This window comes from Haloplanus sp. GCM10025708, assembly GCF_042663985.1.
GTDB classification, from domain to species: domain Archaea; phylum Halobacteriota; class Halobacteria; order Halobacteriales; family Haloferacaceae; genus Salinirarus; species Salinirarus marinus.
The window spans coordinates 2,362,921-2,375,925 of the sequence record NZ_JBHSZA010000011.1; the positions used below are offsets into that span (position 1 = coordinate 2,362,921).

The following is a 13,005-nucleotide window of genomic DNA, read 5'->3' on the forward strand; positions in this document are numbered from 1 at the left end:
AGGTCCGGTCCTATGAGACGACTGGATCCGGTGTGCCCCCACGTTCGGCGCGCGACGGCGAACGTGGGGAACGACGCACCACGACACAAACCATGACATTCGAAGTCCCGGACGAGTTTCGATACACCGAATCGCACGAGTGGGTCGCCGAAACCGACGACGGCTACCGCGTCGGCATCACCGACTTCGCACAGGACGAACTGGGCGACATCGTCTTCGTCGAACTGCCCGACGAGGGCGAGGAACTCGCGGCGGGCGACGAGTTCGGCGTCGTCGAGAGCATCAAGGCGGTGTCCGACATCTACGCACCCGTCTCGGGGACGGTCGCGGCCGTCAACGAAGCCCTGTTCGACGCGCCGGAACTGGTCAACGACGACCCCTACGGCGAGGGGTGGATGCTCGAACTGACCGACGTCGACGCGGACGAACTCGACGGCCTCCTCGACGCCGACGCCTACGAGGCACAGACCGAATGATGTGCGGAGACGGATCGACGGGAGGGCGGTGATGCCGTACGCGACCCACCCTCCCGAGGACCTCGACGCGATGCTGTCCGCCGTCGGCGTCGCCGACCCGGACGACCTGTTCGACATCCCCGACGAGGTGCGCTTCGACGGCGACTACGGCATCGACGCCCACTCCGAACGCGAGGCGCGTGCGGCCGTCGAGGGCGTCCTCGACGGCTCGACCGACCTCGTGGAGTTTCTCGGCGGCGGCCACTACGACCACTACGTCCCCTCCGTCGTCGACCACCTCTCGCTTCGCTCGGAGTTTCTCACCAGCTACACCCAGTACCAGCCCGAAATCGCCCAGGGGTTCCTGCAGGCGCTGTTCGAGTTCCAGTCGTTCGTCGTCGAACTCAGCGGGCTCGGGATCGCCAACGCCTCGATGTACGACCGCGCGACGGCGCTCGGCGAGGCCGCACTGCTTTCGAGCCGCGTCCGCGAGACGAGCGGCAACACCGTCCTCGTCCCCGACAGCCTCCCCGATCGCATCCGATCGGTGCTCGAGAACTACACCGACGGCCCCGGCATCGCCGTCGACACCTACCCCACCTCGGGCGGCACCGTCGACGTCGAGGGGCTCCGTGCGGCGGTCGACGACGACACGCTGCTGGTCTACGCCGCGACGCCGAACGCTCGCGGCCTGCTCGAACCCGACCTCGACGCCGTCGCCGACGTCGCCCACGACAACGACGCGCTGTTCTGCGTCGGTTCGGACGTCGTCGCCCTCTCGCTGCTGGAAGCGCCCGCCGCCTACGGTGCCGACGTGGTCGTCGGCGACGCGAGCGTCCTCGGGATGCCGACCAGCTACGGCATGGGACTGGGCATCTTCGCCTGCCGCGAGGAGTTCCTCCGGCAGGTGCCCGGTCGACTCGTCGGCGCGAGCGAGGACGCCGCCGGCAACCGGGCGTACACGCTGACGCTCCAGACGCGCGAGCAACACATCCGCCGCGAGCGCGCCACCTCGAACATCTGCACGAACCAGGCGTGGGTCGCCCTCCGGACGGCGATCCACGCCGCGTGGCTCGGTCCCGACGGATTGGTCGACCTCGCCGAGGAGTGCGTGACGGGCGTGGCCGACCTCTGTGCTCGCCTGGACGAGCTGACGGGGTGTCGGCTCCCGTCTACGACGGCCACCACTTCCGCGAGGCGCTCGTCGCCACCGACGCTCCCGCGGCGGACGTGGCCGATCACCTCCGCGAGGAGGGCTTCGCGCTCCGAACGGTCGCTGACGGCGGCGACGAGTATCTCGCCGTCTGTGTGACCGACACGAACCGCGACCGGATCGACGACCTCGTGGACGCCGTGGCGGCCTACGGAGGGAGCCGATGAGCGACGAGCGCGCGGACGAGTCGGCTCCCGCGCCGTACGAGCAGGCGCGCTGGCACGACGACGGCACGTACGAACCGCTGTTGAGTGAGAAAGACGACACGACCGTCGCGGTGTCGTCGTCGCTTCCGGACGATCTGACGCGCGACGAACTCGAACTCCCCGCCCTCCCCGAACCGGAGGTGGCTCGCCACTACACCCGCCTCTCGCAGATGAACTACGGCATCGAGTCCGGCCCCTTCCCGCTGGGGTCGTGTACGATGAAGTACAACCCCAAGTTCACGGAGGACGTGGCGGCACACCCCGGCGCGCAGATCCACCCGCTCCGGGCCGACGCCGACCAGCAGGGGTCCTCGAACTGCTCTCCGAACTGCAGGACGCCCTCGCCAGCATCGGCGGGATGGACGCGGTGACGCTCCAGCCGCCCGCGGGCGCGGCCGGCGAGTTCACGGGCATCCTCGTCGCCCGCGCCTACCACGAGGCCAACGACGACGACCGGAGCGAGGTCATCGTCCCCGACACGGCCCACGGGACGAACTTCGCGAGCGCGGCGATGGCGGGCTACGACGTGGTCGAACTCCCCTCCGACGACGACGGCCGCGTTGAGTTGGAGGCGCTGGAGGCCGCCGTGAGCGACGAGACGGCGCTGTTGATGCTGACGAACCCGAACACGCTCGGCCTGTTCGAACGCGACATCACCGACATCGCCGACGTCGTCCACGACGCGGGCGGCCTCCTCTACTACGACGGCGCGAACCTCAACTCCCTGCTCGGGAAGGCCCGTCCGGGCGACATGGGGTTCGACATCATGCACTTCAACCTCCACAAGACGTTCGCGACGCCACACGGCGGCGGCGGCCCGGGACAGGGCCCCATCGGCGTCGTCTCGGAGCTGGCGGAGTTCCTGCCGAACCCGCAGATCCGAGAGCGTGCGGACGGCACCTACGAGCGCTACGCCCCCGACCGGAACATCGGCCGGGTCCACGAGTTCCTCGGCAACTGGCTGGTGCTTGTGAAGGCCTACGCGTACATCCTGCGCCACGGCGACGAGGGGTTAGAGAACGTCAGCGAGATGGCCGTCCTGAACGCCAACTACGTCGCCTCGCAGATCGAGTACGAGGTGCCGTACGGTCCGTTCCACCACGAGTTCGTCGCCAGCGCGGACGCCGACGCCGCCGACGTGGCCAAGCGGATGCTCGACTACGGCGTCCACCCGCCGACGACGAAGTGGCCCGAGATCGTCGACGAGGCGCTGATGACCGAACCGACGGAGACGGAGACTAAATCCCGACTCGACGATCTGGCGGCCGCGTTCAACGCCGTCGCGAGCGAGGACGAAGACGCCCTCGCGAGCGCGCCGAACCGGACGACTGCTCGGCGGATCGACCAGGTGACGGCCGCCCGGAATCCGCGTCTCTCGTGGCACGCGCTGGACGACTGGTCCGCCGGCGTCGACCCTGCGGCCGTCCGCGGTGGCGCGGTCCGGAGCCGTCTTTCCCGGTCGTTCCTGCCAGTTTTTATATCGTCTCGCGTCCCGACGTACAGTATCATGGTCGTCGGAGACGTCACGACAGGCACGGAGGTACTGGTCATCGGCGCGGGGCCGGGGGCTACGTCGCCGCCATCCGGGCGGCACAGAGGGGACTGGACACGACGCTCGTCGAACGCGACGCCTACGGCGGCGTCTGCCTCAATCGGGGCTGTATCCCCTCGAAGGCGTACATCACCGCCACCGACGTCGCCCACGAGGCGGCCACCGCCGAGGAGATGGGCATTCACGCCGATCCCGCCGTCGACATGGCCGCAATGCGCGACTGGAAAGACGGCGTCGTCGACCGACTCACCGGGGGCGTCGAGAAACTCTGCAAGGCCAACGGCGTCGACCTCGTCGAGGGGACGGCCCGCTTCACCGGCGAGAACACCGTCCGCGTCGAACACGGCGGCGAGGGCCAGGGCTCGGAGACCGTCGAGTTCGAACGCTGCATCGTCTCGACGGGGAGTCGTCCGATCCAGTTGCCGGGCTTCGACTTCGCCGACGATCCCGTGTTGAGTTCGGCCGACGCCCTCGATCTGGACACCGTCCCGGACCGCCTCGTCGTCGTCGGCGCGGGCTACATCGGGATGGAACTCTCCACCGTCTTCGCCAAACTCGGCACCGACGTCACCGTCGTCGAGATGCTCTCGGACGTCCTCCCGGGCTACGAAGACGACGTCGCCCGCGTGGTGCGCACGAAGGCCGAGAACCTCGGCGTCGGCTTCAACTTCGGCGAAGGGGCCAGCGGGTGGCGCGACAGCGCCGACGGCGGCATCGTCGTCACCACCGAAACCGAGGACGGCGAGGAGTCCTCCTACGCCGCCGACGCGGTGCTGGTCGCCGTCGGCCGCCGCCCGGTCACGGACACCCTGGATCTCGAAAACGCCGGCCTCGAACCGAACGAGGACGGCTTTCTGGAGACGGACGACCGGACCCGGACGGAGCGAGACCACATTCACGCCGTCGGCGACGTGGCGGGCGAGCCGATGCTCGCACACAAGGCGTCGGCGGAGGGAATCGTCGCCGCGGAGGTCGCTGCGGGCGAACCCGCCGCTCTGGACCACCAGGCCATCCCGGCGGCCGTCTTCACCGATCCCGAGATCGCGACCGTCGGGCTAACGCAGGCGGAGGCCGAGGAGGAGGGGTTCACGCCCGCCGTCGGGCAGATGCCGTTCAACGCCTCCGGCCGGGCGCTGACCACCGGCCACACCGACGGCTTCGTCCGCGTCGTCGCCGACGAGGAGTCCGGCTTCGTCCTCGGCGGACAGATCGTCGGCCCCGAGGCGTCCGAACTCGTCGCCGAACTCGCGCTGGCGATCGAGATGGGGGCGACGCTCTCGGACGTCGCGTCCACGATCCACACGCACCCGACGCTGGCGGAGGCCGTGATGGAGGCGGCCGAGAACGCGATGGGCGAGGCGATCCACACGCTGAACCGATGACGCGGATCGGTACGAACTAAGGCCTCCGACGAGGAGCCAGTATCGTGGTCGAACTCCTGCTACTCGTCGGCCTCGGCGTCGCCGTCTTCGTCGGCTTCAACATCGGCGGCTCGTCTACAGGCGTCGCGTTCGGCCCCGCCGTCGGCAGTCGCGTCGTCGGCAAGTTCGCCGCCGCGTCGCTGATGACCGCCTTCGCCCTCCTCGGCGGCTGGACCGTCGGCCGAAACGTCATCCAGACGATGGGCGGCGACATCGTCCCCCGGTCGCAGTTCTCCATCGAGGCGAGCGTTGCCGTCCTCTTTTTCGTCGGCATCGCGCTGCTGGTCTCCAACACGTTCGGCGTGCCTGCCTCCACGTCGATGACGGCCGTCGGGGCCATCGCCGGTCTCGGCGTCGCCACCGGAACGCTGAACGAAGCGGTGATGCTCGAGATCATCTCGTGGTGGGTCGTCGCGCCCGTCCTCGCGTTCTGGGTCTGTGCGGTCGTCGGCCGGTACGTCTATCCGTATCTCGCCGCGCGAGTCGTCATCGAACAGAGCGAGGGCCCCCTCGTTTGCCTCGATCGTACCGGTCCCCTCCCGGCCCCTCGGCTCGGCCCGGGGACGACCCGGCGCGAACTCGGGAGTACGGTTCTCGTGGGTGCCATCGCGTGTTACATGGCGTTCTCGGCGGGAGCGTCGAACACCGCGAACGCGGTGGCTCCGCTGGTCGGAAACGGCGCGATCGACCCCGGGCAGGGCGTCCTCGTCGCGGGGGCCGCCATCGGCCTCGGCGCGTTCACCATCGCTCGCCGGACGCTCGACACCGTCGGCAACGACCTCACGGACCTCCCCTGCTGGCGGCGCTCATCGTCGAAGTCGTGAGCGCGAGCCTCATCACGCTGCTCTCTCACCTCGGCATCCCCGCGAGTCTCGCCGTCAGCGCGACGATGTGCATCGTCGGCCTGGGGTGGGGACGAGCCACCCGGACTGTCACCCTCGGCGACGCGGTTCGCGGCGAGAGCCCGGCGGTGTCGGTGGACGTCCTGGCGGCCGAACCGGAGTCCGACGGCGTCTCCCCGGTCGGACAGGAGGAGACGCCGCTCGACGCTCGCGACCTGTTCGACCCGTCGACGACCGGTCGCGTGGTGTTTTTCTGGCTGCTGACGCCGTCGCTCTCGGCCATCGCCTCCTACCTCCTGTTCGTCTCGACCCCGATATGACGGAAATGATTACGTTTCGGACCCGGACACCCCCGATGTAAGCGGTTTCGAACAGCAAAGTCTAATGGGGTGGCCGAGCAACCCACGTCTTGATGCCCACGGTAGAATACCTCAATTACGAAGTGTTGGACGATCACGGCTGGGATATGGACGACGCCGACCTCTTCGAGAAGGCGGCCGACGCCGACCTCGGCGACGAAGATTACGGCACGCTCGAAGTGAACCAGGGCGAATACATCCTCGAGGCCGCCGAGGCACAGGGCTACGACTGGCCGTTCTCCTGCCGTGCGGGTGCCTGTGCGAACTGCGCCGCCATCGTCAGAGAGGGCGAAATCGAGATGGACATGCAGCAGATCCTCTCCGACGAGGAGGTCGAGGATAAAAACGTCCGTCTCACCTGCATCGGGTCACCCAGCACCGACGAAGTGAGGATCGTCTACAACGCGAAGCACCTCGACTACCTGCAGAACCGCGTCATCTGAGCCGCCGCTTCCGAACCTCGTATTTTTCCCGGACGTCCTGCGACGGCGCTCGTTCCGGAACCCCTAATTCCCTGCCGTCCGCTCTCCCGGTATGCTCGGCACGACGCCCGATCTGCTACGCCTCCTCGTCGTCCCCGCGTTCGGATGGGCGGCGTGGCGCGACGTCCGCACCCGCCGCGTCCCGAACGGGGTGTGGTATCCGCTCGTCGCCGTCGGCGTCGTCGCTCTCGCGTGGGACCTGCTGACCCGCCTGCCGCTGTCCGGCGTCGACGACCGACTGTTTCTGCTCCGGGTCGGCCTCAGTCTCGGCTTTCTCGTCCCCTTCGGGTATCTCCTCTGGCGAATCGGCGGATTCGGCGGGGCCGACGCCAAGGCGTTGATGGTGCTGGCCGTCGTCTTCCCCGCCTACCCCGTCTACTATCTGCCCTGGGACGCCGTTCCGCTCGTGCCGACGACCCTCGGCGTCTTCTCGATGACCGTCCTCACGAACACGGTCCTCGTCGGCCTGGCGTATCCGCTCGTCCTCGGCGTGCGCAACGCTCTCGGCCGCGAGTTCTCGCCCGTCATGTTCGTCGGCCGGCGCGTCGACGTGCCGTCGCTCGCCACCGAGCACGGCCGCCTGTTCGAGACGCGGGCGGGGTTCACCCGCCACGGCCTCGACGTCGACGCCCTGCGGATGTATCTCCGCTGGCGGGGGACCACGCTCGCCGACCTGCGGGCCCACCCCGACGCCCACCGCGACCCGGCCGGCATCGGCGAGACGCACGCCCCCGGCGACGGCGCGGTCGACGACGGACCGCCGGTCGGCGAGTCCGCGGTCGACGGCGGAGCAGTCCCCGAGGCGGGTCGCGCTGTCGACGCCCCCAACGACGGCGCTGTCGACGACCCAAGCGGCTACGACGACCCGTGGGGGCCGAGCGGTTCCTCGACGAAATCGAGGGATCGGCCTACGGGACGACCCCCGAGAAACTCCGCGAGGGACTCGAACTCGTCGCCTCGCGCGACGCGGTGTGGCTCTCGCCCGGCATCCCGTTTCTCGTGCCGATGTTCGGCGGCCTCCTCGTCGCGTTGACCTACGGCGACGTCTTCTTCGCTCTCCTTCGGGCGGCGGGCGTGGCGTAGCAACACAAAACCTATCGGGCGGAGGGGCGTGGATTCGCCTATGACCGTCGACGTGGCGTTCGGCGAGGACGGCCTCGTGCCCGCCATCGCCCAGGACGCCGACTCCGGCGAGGTGTTGATGCTCGCGTACGTCTCTCCGGACGCGCTCGACCGGACCCGCGAGACGGGGCGGGCGCACTACTACTCCCGGAGCCGGGACGAACTCTGGGAGAAAGGCGCGACCAGCGGCCACGTCCAGCACGTCCGGGAGATCCGGGTCGACTGCGACGCCGACACGCTCCTCTATCTGGTCGACCAGGAGGGCGGGGCGTGTCACACCGGACACCGCTCGTGTTTCTACCGCACCGTCGAGGAGAGACCGTCGGCGAGCGCGTCTTCGACCCCGACGAGGTTTACGACGACGGATGACCGACCTCGTGACCGACCTCGCGGACGCGTACGCCGAACGCGAACGCGCCGAGGACGCCGTCGACGAACACGGCGAGGACGTCCTCCGCGAGGTCGAATCCGCGTACCGACAGGCGATGAACCTCCTCGAACGCTACGAGGGCCGCGCCACCGGCACCGGCGACTTCGCCGCCTACGTCGAGTTTCAGGAGAAGTTCGTCGACCTCACCGAAAGCCTCGATTCGGACCTGCCGGCCCGCGAGGCGTTCGAACGCGCCAACGACCACCTCGACCAGCGCCGACTGAGCGAGGACGACTTCGACCACGCGCGCGACCTGCTCGAACCGGCGGCGGACCTCGTGGCGCTGCTCGAAGACCGCACGGAGGCGCGAGAGCGATACCGGGAGGCCGAACGCGACGTCGAACGCCGGGTGCACGAACTCGACGCGCGGGTCGCCGAACTGGAGCGGCTCCAGCGACTCGGCGACGCCGACCTCGACGCGCCCGTCTCCCGCCTGCGCGACCCCATCGAGGCGTACAACGACGCGGTTCGCGACGCGTTCGACGACTTCCGCTCGGACGCCAGCGCGCGCGAGGTGTTCGACTTCGTCGCCGCCACGGAGTCGTATCCGCTCGTCGAATTCCGCCAGCCCCCGACCGAACTCCGGGAGTACGTCGAGACGCGGCCGGCGGGCGAGGAGTCGATCACGACGCTCCTGGAGTACGCCGACTACTCGACGTCGAAACTCGACCACTACGTCGAGGACGCCGGCGCGCTCAAAACCCGCGTCGCCGTCCACCGGACGTATCTCGAACGCCTCGACGCCGACCCGCTGACGGTGTCGTGGCCGCCGCCGGAGTCGTCGTCGCTGCGCTACCGCGCCGGGGAACTCGTCTCCGTCGTCGCCCGGTTCGCCCCCGATTCGGTCGTGGCGAAGGCGCGGACCGTCCGCGACCTGCCCGACGAGACCGACTACGAGCGCCTCCGCGAGGCCGCGCAGGCGACGGCCGAACTCGACGAGGCGGAACGCGAGCGACTCGCCAGCGGCGAGGTCGCCGAGGACCTCGACGCGGCGCGGGCGGAGCGGGACGCCCTCGAAGCGGCGCTGGCCGACTACGCGTTCTGAGCGGCGTCGCGCGCCGCCGCGACGGCGTCGACGACGGCCGTCGCGAGCGAGTCGGCGCGCGAGCGCTCGCGCGCTTCGGCGTAGACGCGGACTTTCGGTTCCGTCCCGCTCGGCCGGACGAGCACCCAGGCGTCGCCGTAGTCGAGGCGGAAGCCGTCGGTCGTGTCGAGCTCTGCGTCGGCCTCGCGGGCGAACTGTTCCGCGGCCCCGAGCATCGCGTCCAGCTCCGCCTCGTCGTCGTACGACAGGCTCTCTCTGACCGTCTCGTAGGCGGCGTACGGCGCGACCACGTCGCTCACGGGCGCGCCCTGGTCCGCGAGGAGTTCGAGGAACTTCGCGCCGACGTACGCGCCGTCCCGCCCGAGTCGGTAGTCGGGGAAGAAGACGCCGCCGTTGCCCTCGCCGGCGATGGGGACGTCGACGCCCTCGTGGCGGAGTTCGCGGATGCGAGTGATGATGTTCATCGACCCCACGGGCGTCAGTTCGAGCGACGCGCCCGCCTCGTCGACGACGTCGACGAGGCGCTGGGAGACGTTCGCCGCGGCGACGGTGGCGTCACCGGGGTCGAGCGCCGCCGCCGCCAGCGCCGCCAGCGACGTCTCGCCGTCGACGACGTCGCCGCGCTCGTCGACGAAGATGGCCCGGTCGGCGTCGCCGTCGTGGGCGATGCCCACGTCGGCGTCGGCGGCGCGGACGAGTCGGCAGAGGTCGCCCAGGTTCTCCGGGACGGGTTCGGGGTCGCGCCCCGGGAAGTGACCGTCCGGGTTGGCGTTGACGGTCACCACCTCGCAGCCGAGTTCGCGGAAGAAGTCGGGGCTGACGAGCGCGCCCGCGCCGTGGCCCGGGTCGACGGCCACGCGCAGGTCGGCGTCGGCGATCGCCTCGCGGTCGACGGCCGCGAGCGCGTCGGCCGCGTAGTCGCGGTTCACTCCTCGACGCGACGGGCGTCGCCGACGCCGTCCCACGGTGCGAGTTCGAACTCCTCGGCGAGAACGCGCTGCTCGACGCGTTCGTACTCGCCGACGGTCAACTCCACGCCCTCGTCGGAGACGAGTTTGATCCCGTTGTACGCCGGCGGGTTGTGCGACGCCGTGACGTGGACCGCCGGCAGCCCCTCGCGCTCGCAGTAGTAGGCGACCCCGGCGTCGGGACGACGCCGATTCGGTCGACGTCGGAACCGACGCTCGCCAGGCCGCTCGCGACGGCGTTCGCGAACAGGTCGCCGCTGGTGCGCGTGTCCCGCGCGACGACGACCCGGTCGGCGTCCCAGACGGTCCCGGCCGCCTGTGCGACCTGCGTGGCGAACTCGGGAGTGAACGTCTCCCCGACGACGCCCCGCGCTCCGCTCGACCCGAACAGTTGCATCGGGAGGTGGTCGGGAGGCCGGCCCCAAAGCCGTTCCGGAGCCAGCGGATCACGGCGCACAGTCGACAGTCTTAGGCCACCGCCCGCCCGACCCCCGCCATGCGCCACTTTCCGTCGTTCGAAGTCGTCCCCGCCGTCGACATGCAGGACGGCGAAGTCGTCCAGCTCGTACAGGGTGAGCGCGGCACGGAGAAACGCTACGGCGATCCGGTCGAGGCGGCTCGGCGGTGGGTCGACGCCGGCGCGGAGACCCTCCACCTCGTCGACCTGGACGGCGCGTTCGAGGGCGAACGCGCGAACGTCGCCGCCGTCGACACCATCGTCGACGCCGTCGACGTGGAGATTCAACTCGGCGGCGGCATCCGCACCGCCGAGGACGCCACGTCGCTCCTCGAACGGGGCGTCGACCGCGTCATCCTCGGGACGGCCGCCGTCGAGACCCCCGAAATCGTCGCCGCGATCAGCGACGAACGTCCGGGATCCGTGATGGTCAGCCTCGACGCCAAAGGCGGCGAGGTGGTCGTCTCGGGGTGGACCGAAGGCACCGGTCTCGACCCCGCCGCGGCCGCCGGCCGGTACGAGGACCTCGGTGCCGGCGCGATCCTCTTCACCGACGTCGACGTCGAGGGGCGACTCGAAGGCGTCCAGACCGACCGGGTCCGCCGCGTCGTGGAGGCCGTCTCCATCCCCGTCGTCGCCAGCGGCGGCGTCGCCACCCTCGACGACGTGCGGGCGCTGAAGGAGGCGGGCGCGGCGGCCGTCGTCGTCGGCACCGCGCTCTACGAGGGCCGGTTCTCCCTCGAAGCCGCGATGCGGGTGTAGGGCGCAACGGTCATACGTTCGGCGGGCGAGATGCGATCATGGACCGGACTGCCGCCGTCTCGCGGGAGACCGCCGAGACGGCCATCGACTGCACGCTCGACGTGGACGGCGAGGGGGACGTCCGCGCCGAGACGGGCATCGGCTTTTTCGACCACATGCTCACCGCGTTCGCGAAACACGGTCTGTTCGACCTCACCGTCGAGTGCGACGGCGACCTCGCCGTCGACGACCACCACACCGTCGAGGACGTGGCCATCGTCGTCGGCGAGGCGTTCGCCGACGCCCTCGGCGACAAGCGCGGCATCGTCCGCTTCGCCGACCGGTCGGTCCCGCTGGACGAGGCCGTCGCGAGCGTCGTCGTCGACGTGAGCGGCCGCCCCTGTTTCGCTTCGACGGCGAGTTCTCGCAGGAACGGGTCGGGGAGTTCACCAGCGCGATGGCTCGCCACTTCGCCCGCACGCTGGCGGTGAACGCCGGCCTGACGCTCCACGCCGAGGTCCGGGGGAGAACGCCCACCACGAGGTGGAGGCGCTGTTCAAGGCGCTGGCGCGGACGCTCGACGACGCCACGAGAATCGACGACCGTCGGTCGGGAACGCCGAGCACGAAAGGCGAGTTGTAACGCCGGCGTCGACGTCCGAGCGTCTCCGAGCGCCCGCGGCGTTCGACGTCACCGGTGCGCTCAGTCCGACGCTCGCGCCTCACGCCGGGCGTCCTCGACGCTCTTGTCCTCGCGCAACACGGCGTCGACGAACAGCTCGCCGGCGCGGTACGACGACCGGACCATCGGGCCGCTGGCGCAGTAGAGAAAGCCGAATTCCTCCTCCGCCACCCGCCGCCACGTCTCGAAGGCGTCGGGGTGGACGTAGTCGAAGACGTCGAGATGCGAGCGCGAGGGCTGGAGATACTGACCGAGGGTGACGACGTCGATCCCCGCTTCACGGAGGTCCGAGAGCGTCTGGTAGATCTCGTGGTCGTACTCGCCGACACCGAGCATGAGGCTGGTCTTGGTGTAGATGTCCGATTCGTCGGCGACCTGTTCGAGGACCGAGAGCGACTGCTCGTAGCCGGCACGGCGGTCGCGAACGGGCCACTGGAGGCGCTCGACCGTCTCGACGTTGTGGGCGATGACGTCCGGTTCGGCGTCGATGATCTTCCGGACGAGGCGCTCTTCGCCCTGGAAGTCGGGGATGAGGACTTCGACCAGAACGCCGGGGTGGCGGGCCTTGATCTCGCGGATGGTCTCGGCGAAATGTCCCGCGCCCTGGTCGGGGAGGTCGTCCCGGTCGACGGACGTGAGGACGACGTAGTCGAGGCCGATTTCGGCGACCGCCGCCGCCACGTTGGCGGGTTCGTCGGGGTCGAGCGGCTCCATCCCCCGTCTGGACGTCACAGAAGTTACAGCCCCGCGAGCACCGGTCGCCCATCAGCATGAACGTCGCCGTCCCGGGGCCGTCGCGGCCGCTCCAGCACTCGCCCATGTTGGGACAGTTGGCCTCCTCGCACACGGTGTGGAGGTTACGGTCCCGGAGCGAGGATTTGATGTCCGTGAACCGCTGACCCGACGGCGGCCGCATCTTCAGCCAGTCGGGCTTCCGCCTGCTGCTCATACACGCCCGTTCGGTCCACCGGGCAAAAACGTGTGGGGTCGACGCCGCATCCGGCCCGGACCGATACGAATATGCGACGAGT

At 69.8% G+C, this 13,005-nt stretch carries 5 protein-coding genes and 9 pseudogenes; 11 read left to right on the plus strand and 3 right to left on the minus strand.

Translation table 11 applies throughout. The features are described 5' to 3' along the window. The first annotated feature begins 92 nt into the window (after nucleotides 1-92). The 9 genes and pseudogenes from gcvH to ACFQJD_RS16465 all read left to right on the plus strand — a co-directional run bounded on the left by gcvH (nucleotide 93) and on the right by ACFQJD_RS16465 (nucleotide 9,127). Nucleotides 93-476 carry a glycine cleavage system protein GcvH gene (gene gcvH, locus ACFQJD_RS16425; RefSeq protein WP_379799692.1) on the plus strand — a complete coding sequence of 128 codons (384 nt, stop codon included), beginning with the start codon at nucleotides 93-95 and terminating at the stop codon, nucleotides 474-476. A gap of 31 nt (nucleotides 477-507) precedes the next feature. Then, nucleotides 508-1,835, plus strand: a pseudogene (gene gcvPA, locus ACFQJD_RS16430) (aminomethyl-transferring glycine dehydrogenase subunit GcvPA). Further along, nucleotides 1,832-3,270, plus strand: a pseudogene (gene gcvPB, locus ACFQJD_RS16435) (aminomethyl-transferring glycine dehydrogenase subunit GcvPB); the annotation flags it as partial. The pseudogenes gcvPA and gcvPB, both read left to right, overlap by 4 nt. A 111-nt stretch (nucleotides 3,271-3,381) precedes the next feature. After that, nucleotides 3,382-4,808, plus strand: a pseudogene (gene lpdA / locus ACFQJD_RS16440) (dihydrolipoyl dehydrogenase). Nucleotides 4,809-4,852: 44 nt separating this feature from the next. Next, nucleotides 4,853-6,009 (plus strand): annotated as a pseudogene (locus ACFQJD_RS16445) (anion permease). 92 nt (nucleotides 6,010-6,101) lie between these two features. Next, entirely contained in the window at nucleotides 6,102-6,491 is a 390-nt protein-coding gene (gene fer / locus ACFQJD_RS16450; protein WP_379799694.1) for a ferredoxin Fer, read from the plus strand. Between the two features lie 91 nt (nucleotides 6,492-6,582). Then, nucleotides 6,583-7,613 (plus strand): annotated as a pseudogene (locus tag ACFQJD_RS16455) (prepilin peptidase). A gap of 40 nt (nucleotides 7,614-7,653) precedes the next feature. Then, a pseudogene (hisI, locus tag ACFQJD_RS16460) lies at nucleotides 7,654-8,021 on the plus strand (phosphoribosyl-AMP cyclohydrolase). After that, nucleotides 8,018-9,127, plus strand: a complete 1,110-nt coding sequence (locus ACFQJD_RS16465; protein ID WP_379799696.1) for a DUF7118 family protein — start codon at nucleotides 8,018-8,020, stop codon at nucleotides 9,125-9,127. Before hisI ends, ACFQJD_RS16465 begins: the two are co-directional and overlap by 4 nt. Here ACFQJD_RS16465 and ACFQJD_RS16470 read toward each other — a convergent pair. Together ACFQJD_RS16470 and ACFQJD_RS16475 are read right to left on the minus strand one after the other, a co-directional pair. Beyond that, nucleotides 9,115-10,056, minus strand: a complete 942-nt coding sequence (locus ACFQJD_RS16470; RefSeq protein WP_379799698.1) for a hypothetical protein — start codon at nucleotides 10,054-10,056, stop codon at nucleotides 9,115-9,117. The two genes, ACFQJD_RS16465 and ACFQJD_RS16470, sit on opposite strands and share 13 nt — an antisense overlap. Nucleotides 10,057-10,163: 107 nt before the next feature. Then, a pseudogene (locus tag ACFQJD_RS16475) lies at nucleotides 10,164-10,492 on the minus strand (phosphoglucosamine mutase); the annotation flags it as partial. Nucleotides 10,493-10,591: 99 nt separating this feature from the next. On the opposite strand from ACFQJD_RS16475, the gene hisA reads away from it, so the two are divergent. Together hisA and hisB are read left to right on the plus strand one after the other, a co-directional pair. Next, entirely contained in the window at nucleotides 10,592-11,314 is a 723-nt protein-coding gene (gene hisA / locus ACFQJD_RS16480) for a 1-(5-phosphoribosyl)-5-[(5-phosphoribosylamino)methylideneamino]imidazole-4-carboxamide isomerase (RefSeq protein ID WP_379799700.1), read from the plus strand. Between the two features lie 35 nt (nucleotides 11,315-11,349). Next, nucleotides 11,350-11,935 (plus strand): annotated as a pseudogene (gene hisB / locus ACFQJD_RS16485) (imidazoleglycerol-phosphate dehydratase HisB). Nucleotides 11,936-11,995: 60 nt separating this feature from the next. Here hisB and lipA read toward each other — a convergent pair. After that, nucleotides 11,996-12,923, minus strand: a pseudogene (lipA, locus tag ACFQJD_RS16490) (lipoyl synthase). Nucleotides 12,924-13,005 lie beyond the last annotated feature (82 nt).

What these genes read in the sequence shown, in the direction of transcription:
- ACFQJD_RS16465 (WP_379799696.1), top strand. Translation starts at nt 8,018, where the DNA reads ATGACCGACCTCGTGACCGACCTCGCGGACGCGTACGCCGAACGCGAA.
- fer (WP_379799694.1), top strand. Translation starts at nt 6,102, where the DNA reads ATGCCCACGGTAGAATACCTCAATTACGAAGTGTTGGACGATCACGGC.
- hisA (WP_379799700.1), top strand. Translation starts at nt 10,592, where the DNA reads ATGCGCCACTTTCCGTCGTTCGAAGTCGTCCCCGCCGTCGACATGCAG.
- gcvH (WP_379799692.1), top strand. Translation starts at nt 93, where the DNA reads ATGACATTCGAAGTCCCGGACGAGTTTCGATACACCGAATCGCACGAG.